This is a genomic window from Nocardioides sp., from assembly GCF_050699375.1.
Taxonomy (GTDB): domain Bacteria; phylum Actinomycetota; class Actinomycetes; order Propionibacteriales; family Nocardioidaceae; genus Nocardioides.
Genome location: NZ_JBOHDN010000203.1, coordinates 1 through 8,047, shown reverse-complemented (window position 1 = coordinate 8,047; position 8,047 = coordinate 1). Strand labels below are relative to the sequence as shown.

General features: G+C 68.2%; 7 protein-coding genes. 2 read left to right on the top strand and 5 right to left on the bottom strand.

Annotated features, from left to right (window positions below; translation table 11 throughout):
- Window positions 1–72 precede the first annotated feature (72 nt).
- Genes ACRDPS_RS15015 through ACRDPS_RS14995 form a run of 5 tightly spaced genes read right to left on the bottom strand, consistent with a single transcriptional unit; the run spans window position 73 to window position 5,491 of the window.
- Complete coding sequence (locus tag ACRDPS_RS15015) at window positions 73–1,581, bottom strand: sulfatase-like hydrolase/transferase (protein WP_431502452.1); 1,509 nt, start codon at window positions 1,579–1,581, stop codon at window positions 73–75.
- On the bottom strand, window positions 1,578–2,561 hold the full coding sequence (locus ACRDPS_RS15010) for an aliphatic sulfonate ABC transporter substrate-binding protein (RefSeq protein ID WP_431502451.1): 984 nt from the start codon (window positions 2,559–2,561) through the stop codon (window positions 1,578–1,580). Before ACRDPS_RS15010 ends, ACRDPS_RS15015 begins: the two co-directional genes overlap by 4 nt.
- Before the next feature lie 17 nt (window positions 2,562–2,578).
- Window positions 2,579–3,394 (bottom strand): ABC transporter ATP-binding protein, encoded by an 816-nt coding sequence (locus ACRDPS_RS15005; protein ID WP_431502450.1) that lies wholly within the window; start codon window positions 3,392–3,394, stop codon window positions 2,579–2,581.
- Window positions 3,391–4,239 (bottom strand): ABC transporter permease, encoded by an 849-nt coding sequence (locus tag ACRDPS_RS15000; protein WP_431502449.1) that lies wholly within the window; start codon window positions 4,237–4,239, stop codon window positions 3,391–3,393. Before ACRDPS_RS15000 ends, ACRDPS_RS15005 begins: the two co-directional genes overlap by 4 nt.
- Entirely contained in the window at window positions 4,223–5,491 is a 1,269-nt protein-coding gene (locus ACRDPS_RS14995; RefSeq protein WP_431502448.1) for an ROK family transcriptional regulator, read from the bottom strand. The genes ACRDPS_RS15000 and ACRDPS_RS14995 overlap by 17 nt, the downstream gene beginning before the upstream one ends.
- Before the next feature lie 197 nt (window positions 5,492–5,688).
- On the opposite strand from ACRDPS_RS14995, the gene ACRDPS_RS14990 reads away from it, so the two are divergent.
- Both ACRDPS_RS14990 and ACRDPS_RS14985 read left to right on the top strand, forming a co-directional pair.
- A complete protein-coding gene (locus ACRDPS_RS14990; protein WP_431502447.1) occupies window positions 5,689–7,008 on the top strand; it encodes a family 43 glycosylhydrolase in 1,320 nt (439 codons plus the stop codon).
- Window positions 7,009–7,110: 102 nt separating this feature from the next.
- Window positions 7,111–8,047, top strand: a 937-nt coding sequence (locus ACRDPS_RS14985) for a glutamate-1-semialdehyde 2,1-aminomutase (protein WP_431502446.1), incomplete at its 3' end; no start/stop codon positions are given.

The following is an 8,047-nucleotide window of genomic DNA, read 5'->3' as shown; positions in this document are numbered from 1 at the left end:
GTGTCGTGCTGCCGGCTCGGCGAGCAGCACGACACGGCCTGATCGGGTCGCCCGACCGCGGCGGTGTCGCTCTCAGTCACGGCTCGCCCCCTGGTAGGTGGCTTCGTCCAGGCCGCTCAGCGTGGGGTCGTACGCGACGTCACCGACGTCGTACATGGACGTCATCCAGTGGTAGAAGTTGTCCCCGCGCTCACGAAGCACGGCGTAGAGACGCCGGATCAGCTGCGTGCGGACCTCCTTCATCTCGGGCAGCTCGTAGTGGTTCAGCAGCTCGTCCGGATCGATCTCCAGGTCGTAGAGCTCGTTGACCGAGTCGGGGTTCACCACCAGCTTGTAGCGCTTCGTACGCAGCATCCGCTGGGGATAGGGGAAGTGGTGGCCGTGGAACTCACAGACGATGTAGTCGTCCCACTCGGCCTCCTGGCCGCCGACCAGGGGCAGCAGGCTGCGTGAGTCGACCGCCTGCTTGGGGTCGAGGTCGGCGAGCTCGAGGATCGTCGCCGTGCAGTCGAGCAGGCTCACGAACTCGTCTCGGACCACGCCGGCCGGCTGTCCCGGCACCCGCAGCAGGCCCGGTGTCCGGTAGATGTCCTCATACATCGCCGGCCCCTTGTCGTGCAGGCGGTGAGAGCCGGTGAACTCACCGTGGTCGCAGGTGAAGAATACCGCGGTGTCGTCGACCAGGCCGAGCCGCTCCATCGCCTCCATGACCCGGCCGATCTGCTGGTCGATGAGCGCGACGTACCCCCAGTAGACCGCGATGAGCTTGCGCGTCGTCTCGATCGGCATGGTGTCGAACGTCCAGTGGGCGCTGTAGTTCTTCTGCACCGGAGGCTTTCCCTGGAACGTCTCCGCGACCGACCGGGGCAGCTCGATGTCGGCCGGGTCGAACAGGTCGAAGAACTCGTCCGGCAGGATGTACGGCAGGTGGGGTCCGAAGAAGTGCAGAGCCAGGAAGAACGGCTTTCCCGGGTCGCGCGCATCGGCGGCGTACCTCTCGAGAGTCTCGATCGCCCGGGTGGCGAGGTAGTACTCGAACGTCGCCTCCACCGGCTGGTGCAGCCGGGCGGCGAGCAGGTTTCCGGGCCCGCCGCTGGGCAGCGTCCCCCGGATCCGGTCGGAGATCTCGTACGCCGGCAGGTCGTTCTCCGCCAGATAGGCCAGGTAGTCGGGGTTGTCGACGGGGTTGTGCCAGCCCGGTAGGTCCGGTCCGTCGAAGCCGAAGTCGCCGGCGGTCTTCTCGGTGCCGACGTGCCACTTCCCGATGAGTCCGCAGTTGTAGCCCTTCTCCCGCAGCGCCGTCGAGAACGTGAACATGCCCTCGGGGATGTCCTCGATGTAGCCGACGTTGCGCTCGTGGTTGGCGAGCACCTTGTGCCGGAACGGCGCCTGTCCCGTGAGCAGGCTCGCCCGCGCCGGCGTGCAGATCGCGGTCGGCGTGTACCAGCGGTCGAAGCGTGCGCCGGTCCTCGCCAGCTCGTCGAGGACCGGTGTCGCCGCCAGCTCGTTGCCGTACGCACCGAGGGTGTCCGCGCGGTGCTGGTCGGTCATCAGGAAGAGGATGTTCCTCGGCTTCGTCACTTGGCGGCCCCCGTGAACAGGTCGCCCGTGTAGTAGCTGTCCGGAGCGACCGGAGAGTCGAGCTGACCGGCATCGACGAAGTAGTCGGACATGGCCGTGAGCCATTCGTCGATGGTGCCGTCCTTGGTCATCTTGTCGACCTGCTCGACGGAGAGCACCTCGACATTCGCGGCGTCGGCCTCGACCTGCTCGACCGGGACACCGAGCATGTCGGCGGTCAGCTTGACCGACTCGTCCATGTGGGCGGTGCGGTATTCCATGGCCTCGCGCAGCACCGCGATCGTCTTCTCGGTCTTCTCGGCGTCGTCGGAGACGACCTTGTTGCCCGCGACGAACGCGGTCGGGAAGCTCACCTCGGACTCGAAGTCGGAGTTCTTTCCCAGCTCGACGAGGTCGGGAACCTCGGCCTTGATTGTGTCGATGGCCGGATACCAGAACCCGGCGGCGTCGATCTTCTTGGAGGCGAAGGCGGACACGACCGTCGAGGGGTCCATGTTGACCACCTTCACGTCCTTCTTGGTCATCCCGGCCTTCTCGAGCGCGAGCTCGAGGATCATGTCGCCGGAGGTCCCCTCGGGTACGGCGACGGTCTTGCCCCTGAGCTGCTCCATGGACGTGATCCCGGGCTGGGCGATGACCCGGTCGGCGTTGCCGACGGTGTTGATCGCGACGATCTTGGCCTGCCCCGATGCCGGCATCCAGAACGCACCTGGGCCGATGTAGCCGAAGTCGAGGTCGCCGGTGCCCAGCGCCTGGATCTGCAGCGGGCCGTTGGTGAACACCTTGGCGTCGACCTCGAGGTCGTGCTTCTCCCAGAGATCCTGGTCCTCTGCGATGGCGAGCAGGCTGGTGCCGTTGTAGTCGCCGATGTAGCCGAAGCTGACCTTCTCGGTGTCCGAGCCGCCGCCTCCGCAGGCGGAGAGCACCATGGTGGCGATGCCGAGGGCGGCGGTGGCCGTGATTCTGCGGGTGAGTGACATGGGGGTGGGTCCTTAGGTCAGGCCGTCGTCGATGACGGCGCGGGGTGGTCCGAGTCGGTGGCGGTGCGGCCGTCCTGGTGGTAGACGGAGCGCCAGACGTGGTTGCGCAAGGCGGCGAACTCCGGGCTGAGCCGGAACTCCTCCGTACGCGGATAGGGAATGTCGACGTCGACGACGTCGTAGATCCGGCCCGGCCGGGCGGCCATGACGATGACGCGATTGGCGAGGAAGACCGCCTCGTCGACGTCATGGGTGATGAACAGGACGGTGCGCTGCTCCTTGCTCCAGGTGTCGAGGAGCTGTTCCTGGAGCTTCACCCTGGTGAGTGCATCGAGCGCGCCGAACGGCTCGTCCATCAAGAGGATCGAGGGATTGACGGCGTACGCCCGAGCGATCGCGCAGCGCTGGCGCATGCCGCCGGAGAGCATCTTGGGCAGGGCGTCGGCGAACTGCTCGAGTCCGACCATCTCGACGAAGTGCTGCGCCCGCTCCTGGCGCTCCGCCTTGGGGACCCGCGCCGTCTTCAGCCCGAACTCGACGTTCTGGCGGACCGTCAGCCACGGGAAGAGCGCGTACTGCTGGAAGATGACACCGCGCTCGGGCCCGGGTCCGGAGACGGCGGAACCGTCGACGAGCGCCTGCCCCTCGGTGGGCTCGTCGAGTCCGGCCAAGATGTTGAGCAGCGTGCTCTTGCCGCAGCCGGAGGGGCCCACGACCGTGACGAACTCGTTGTCGGCGATGTCGAGGGAGACGCGGTCCAGCGCGGTGAAGGTCTCTTTGCCGAGCACGAACGTCTTGGCGACGTCCTTGAGGGAGATCTTGGGGGTGATCATCGGCGCTCCTGCCATCCGGTGAGCCTGCGTTCGGCCATCAAGAGAATTCGGTCCATGACCAGGCCGAGGATCCCGATCGTGATGAGCCCGACGAAGATGGTGGGCAGGTCGTAGTAGAGTTGCGCGTTCTGCATCCGGAACCCGAGGCCCTCCTGGGCGGCGATGAGCTCGGCCGCGACCAACGTCGCCCAAGCCGATCCGAGCCCCACCCGCATCCCGACGAGGATGAAGGGCGTGGAGGCCGGCACGACCACGCGCAGGAAGATTCCGGCGTCCCGGGCGCCGAGGACGCGGGCGGCGTCGACCAGCGTCCGGTCGATGTTGACCACACCCTGATACGTCGAGATCACGCAGACGAGGAATGCCGCCAGGAAGATCACGAAGATCTTGGGGGTCTCGCCGATGCCCATCAGCACGATGGCCAGCGGGATGATCGCGAGCGGCGGGATGGTGCGGAAGAACTGCACCCATGGCTCGACGAGTCCGCGAGCGATGCTGTACCAGCCCATGAGGAAGCCGATCGGGATCGCGAGCGCGGTGCCCAGCACGAAGCCGGCCAGCACTCGACCCAGGCTGGCCGCGATGTCGTCCAGCAGCGTCCCGTTCGAGATGAGCGTGCCGGCGCGCGACACCACCTCGGGCGGGGTCGGAAGACTGAGGCCGGCCGCGGCCAGCCCCCACCACAGGGCGATGCCGAGGCCGATGGAGACTGCGTTCAGCGCGAGCGGGAGCCCGCGGCGCCGCGTACTCGTCGACGCACTCCGGCCGTTCTGGCCGTTCTGGCCGGTCCGGTCGGTTCGGCTGGTTCGGCCGGTGTGGACGCTCTGCTCACTGAGCACGGCCATGAGCCACTCCTCTTCTTGTCGTTGTGCCCCGCTCGATCGACGTCGGCTGGGACGCGGCGTCGGAGGCCTCGGGGTAGGCCGCCAGGATCGGCGAGCTGTGGAACAGCGCGGCGAGCGCGCCGAGCGCGCCGTCGTCGTCCGAGAGCTGTGCGCCGCGAACCACCGGTGTCGCCGCTCGCGGGAAGTTCTCGAACGCGATGGTGGCGGCCGCCTGCTGCACCACGGCCGGTGCTATCCGGGTGATCTCACCGCCGATGACGATGTTCGCCGGGTTGAGCACCATCGATGCCGCTCCCAGCACCCGCCCGACGGCGGAACCGGCCTCTCGAACGACTCTGTCCGCGGTCGGGTGAGAGCGCTCGATCGCGGCGCCAAGGTCGTCGAGGTCCTCGACGAGGAGGCCCTGGTCCCGGCACGCGGCCAGGATGGCCGGAACCGACGCCACGGTCTCGACGCAGCCCCTCTTGCCGCAACGGCACTCCAACCCGTTGGGATCCACCGTCACGTGCCCGAGCTCACCGGCCAGCCCTGACGAACCGGTGACCAGGCGACCGCCGACCACCAGACCTCCGCCGACGCCGTCGGAGAGTCGCACATAGAGAAGGTCGTCGACGGAGCTGCTGCCGAACGTGACCTCGGCGAGCGCGGCCAGCCGGCTGTTGTTGTCGACGATGACCGGTGCTCCGAACCGGTTCGCGAACTCGGCCTGTGCGGATGCGGTGTCGCTGGCCGCGACCGATCTGTGCGGTGCCACGAACAGGACGCCCGGAGCTGCCGTATAGGGCCCCGGCACCCCGATGCCGATGCCCTGCAGCGCGCCGTAGTGAACTCCGGACTCAGCACCCAGGCGGTCAAGGAGCTGGAACGCCACGTCCAGCCGGATCGGCCAGGGGGCGTCGTCGTCATACCGGTCCGACCCGGACACCACGATCTCGTGCGAGGCGTCCGCGACGACGACCTGCACGCGGCGATGGCCGAAGTCGACGCCCATGAACTGCCCGGAGGCGGGGTCCAGGGCGAGACGCTCCGCCGGCCGACCGCTGCCCTCCCTCTTGGCCGCGTCGGTGTCGACGACCACGAGGGCGCCGCGTTGCAACAGGTTTCCGGTGATCTCGGAGAGGGTGGTACGGGACAGTCCGACGGCTCGGGCGATCTCGCCGCGGCTCAGGGCGCCCTGCTCGCGCAGGACGCGCAGGACGCGCTCTTCATGAGTTCGCCTCACGAGTACGTGCACTCCAGCGTGCGTTGCCATCTGGCCAAACTAGGCAGGGTGCGTTTTTCCGGCAACACCCCGACAAAAAGATTCGAAGATTCTTCCGAGGCCGTGCCGGAATCGGCCCGCCGGGGCGACAAGTGACCTTTTTGTCGCCTGTTCACTGTCGGAATGAGTCGGCCTAACGTCTCCTCGCAGGCGGGACGAGAGCGCCCCGCACGGTGAAGGAGAGGCTGATGACCGGTTTCGAGAGTGGCTTGCGTATCGATCGTCGATCCGTGCTGATCGGGGCCACCGGCGCCGTTGGGTTGGCGGGCCTGCCGGCGTCCGGCGCAGTGGCGGCGACCGCGGTCACGCCCGTGCGGCACCACCCACCGAGCTGGCCCGACCTGGAACCGTACGGCCTCGCCGACACCCGGCTGGACCTGTGGCCACGCGAGGACAACTCCTTCATCCTCCCGCTGGAGCTCCGCCCGCGTGACGAGGAGCGTGGCCAGGTCTGGATACGGGACACCTATGTCAACTGCTTCGTGGTCGACGACCGTCCGATCTATGTCGCGACCGGAACGTCCCGCGTGCCCGGGCTCGACAAGGCCGCCCCGTGGAACGACGGCGTCTTCGTGTGGGTCTCACCGTCCCTGCGAGGGCCGTGGAGGTTGGTCGACACGACCGGCATCCGGCCCGGCGCGGAGAAGGGCAAGGTCTGGTCGCCGGAGTTCACCGCCGAGAACCGGCAAGGACGTACGGTCGTCGCTCCGTGGCAGGAGTACTGGTACGACGACCGGTTCGGCAAGCGCGGACAGGTATGGGCTCCGGAGCTCCACTACGTCCGCGGCACCTGGTACATCGTCGCGTGCATGGGTGATCACTCCCGCAAGGTCGGCTCGTTCATGCTGGTCAGCGAGGGCGGGATCGAGGGGCCGTACCGGCTCGTGGAGGGCAACCTCGAGAAGCCGTTCGGTGACCCGGTCCCCGGTGGCCCACCCGTCGTCGAGCCCGGCGCCTACCACCACATCGACGGCGGCCTCTTCGCCGAGGACGACACCGCGTGGCTCGTCCTTCACAACGACCACTATGCGAGGTTCCGGGACGACATGGAGGACATCGTCCCGACGACGAACCTCCCCGCGTTCCGGCAGACGCCGTACTCACCCGAGCCGTATCTCGAAGGCGCTCAGGTGTTCAAGCACGACGGCAGGTACTACCTCCTCCACGCTGCCTGGAACCGGAGCTCGGCCGCCGCGGACGGCAGCACCCGATACGCCTATGACCCGCCCGGACCCGGGCGCACCCAGTATCAGTACGACGCGATCCTCGCCGTCTCGGACAGCTTCGAGGGCCCCTACTCACGCCGGTGGACCGCGGGCGTCGGCGCGGGCCACAACAACATCTTCACGGACCGCGGCGGCTCGCTGTGGGCGACCTTCTTCCGCAACCCGAACGCCGGCTACTGGGCCGACCCCGCGCGCATCGCCGACGCCGCCGTGCCCGGTGTCGTGCGACTGGAGAGGGCCGGCGACGAGGGCAGTCGCCTCTACATCCAACGCCGGGCGTAGAGGTCGGCACGACCGTTGCCGCGTCGCCGCCGGGACCTTCGGCTCATATAGGAAGGTGCACCGAATGTGAAGGATCCGGCGGCAGTGGGGGAGAATGCTCGGGTGCCTGACGACATCTCACCCCTGTCCGCAGCGGCATCCGAAGCCCTCTTCGCCCGAGCGAAGGCGGTGACGCCGGGCGGTGTGAACTCGCCCGTGCGCGCGTTCAACGCAGTCGGCGGGACGCCGCGGTTCATCCGGGAGGCGAAGGGAGCGTGGCTCACCGACGTCGACGGGAACGAGTACGTCGACCTGATCTGCTCCTGGGGTCCGATGCTGCTGGGCCACGCCCATCCGGAGGTCCAGGCGGCGGTCCTGGAGGCGGTCACGCGGGGCACGTCGTACGGGACCCCGACGACGCCTGAGGTAGAGCTCGCGGAAGAGATCGTGAGCAGGGCGCCGGTCGAGAAGGTGCGGTTCGTCAGCAGCGGCACCGAGGCGACGATGTCGGCCATTCGCCTGGCCAGGGGGTTCACCGGGCGCGACGTGATCCTCAAGTTCGCCGGCAACTACCACGGCCACGTCGACTCGCTGCTCGCCAGCGCCGGCTCCGGGCTGGTCACGCACGCGATCCCCGGCACCCCGGGCGTTCCCGAGAGCAGCACCGAGCTCACCGTCGTGCTGCCCTACAACGACCGAGCCGCGGTCACGGCGGCGTTCGAGGAGTACGCAGGGCGCGTGGCCTGCCTGATCACCGAGGCCTCGCCGGGCAACATGGGTGTCGTCCCGCCCGAGCCCGGGTTCAACGAGTTCCTCGCAACCACCTGCACGAGCAACGGCGCTCTGTTCATCTCCGACGAGGTGATGACCGGGTTCCGGGCCAGCAAGCAGGGGCAGTGGGGCCTGGATGGCAAGAACGAGGGCTGGACGCCCGACCTGGTCACCTTCGGCAAGGTGATGGGTGGCGGCTTCCCGGCAGCGGCGTTCGGCGGCCGCGCCGACGTGATGAGCTCGCTGAGCCCCGACGGGCCGGTCTACCAGGCCGGCACGCTGTCGGGTA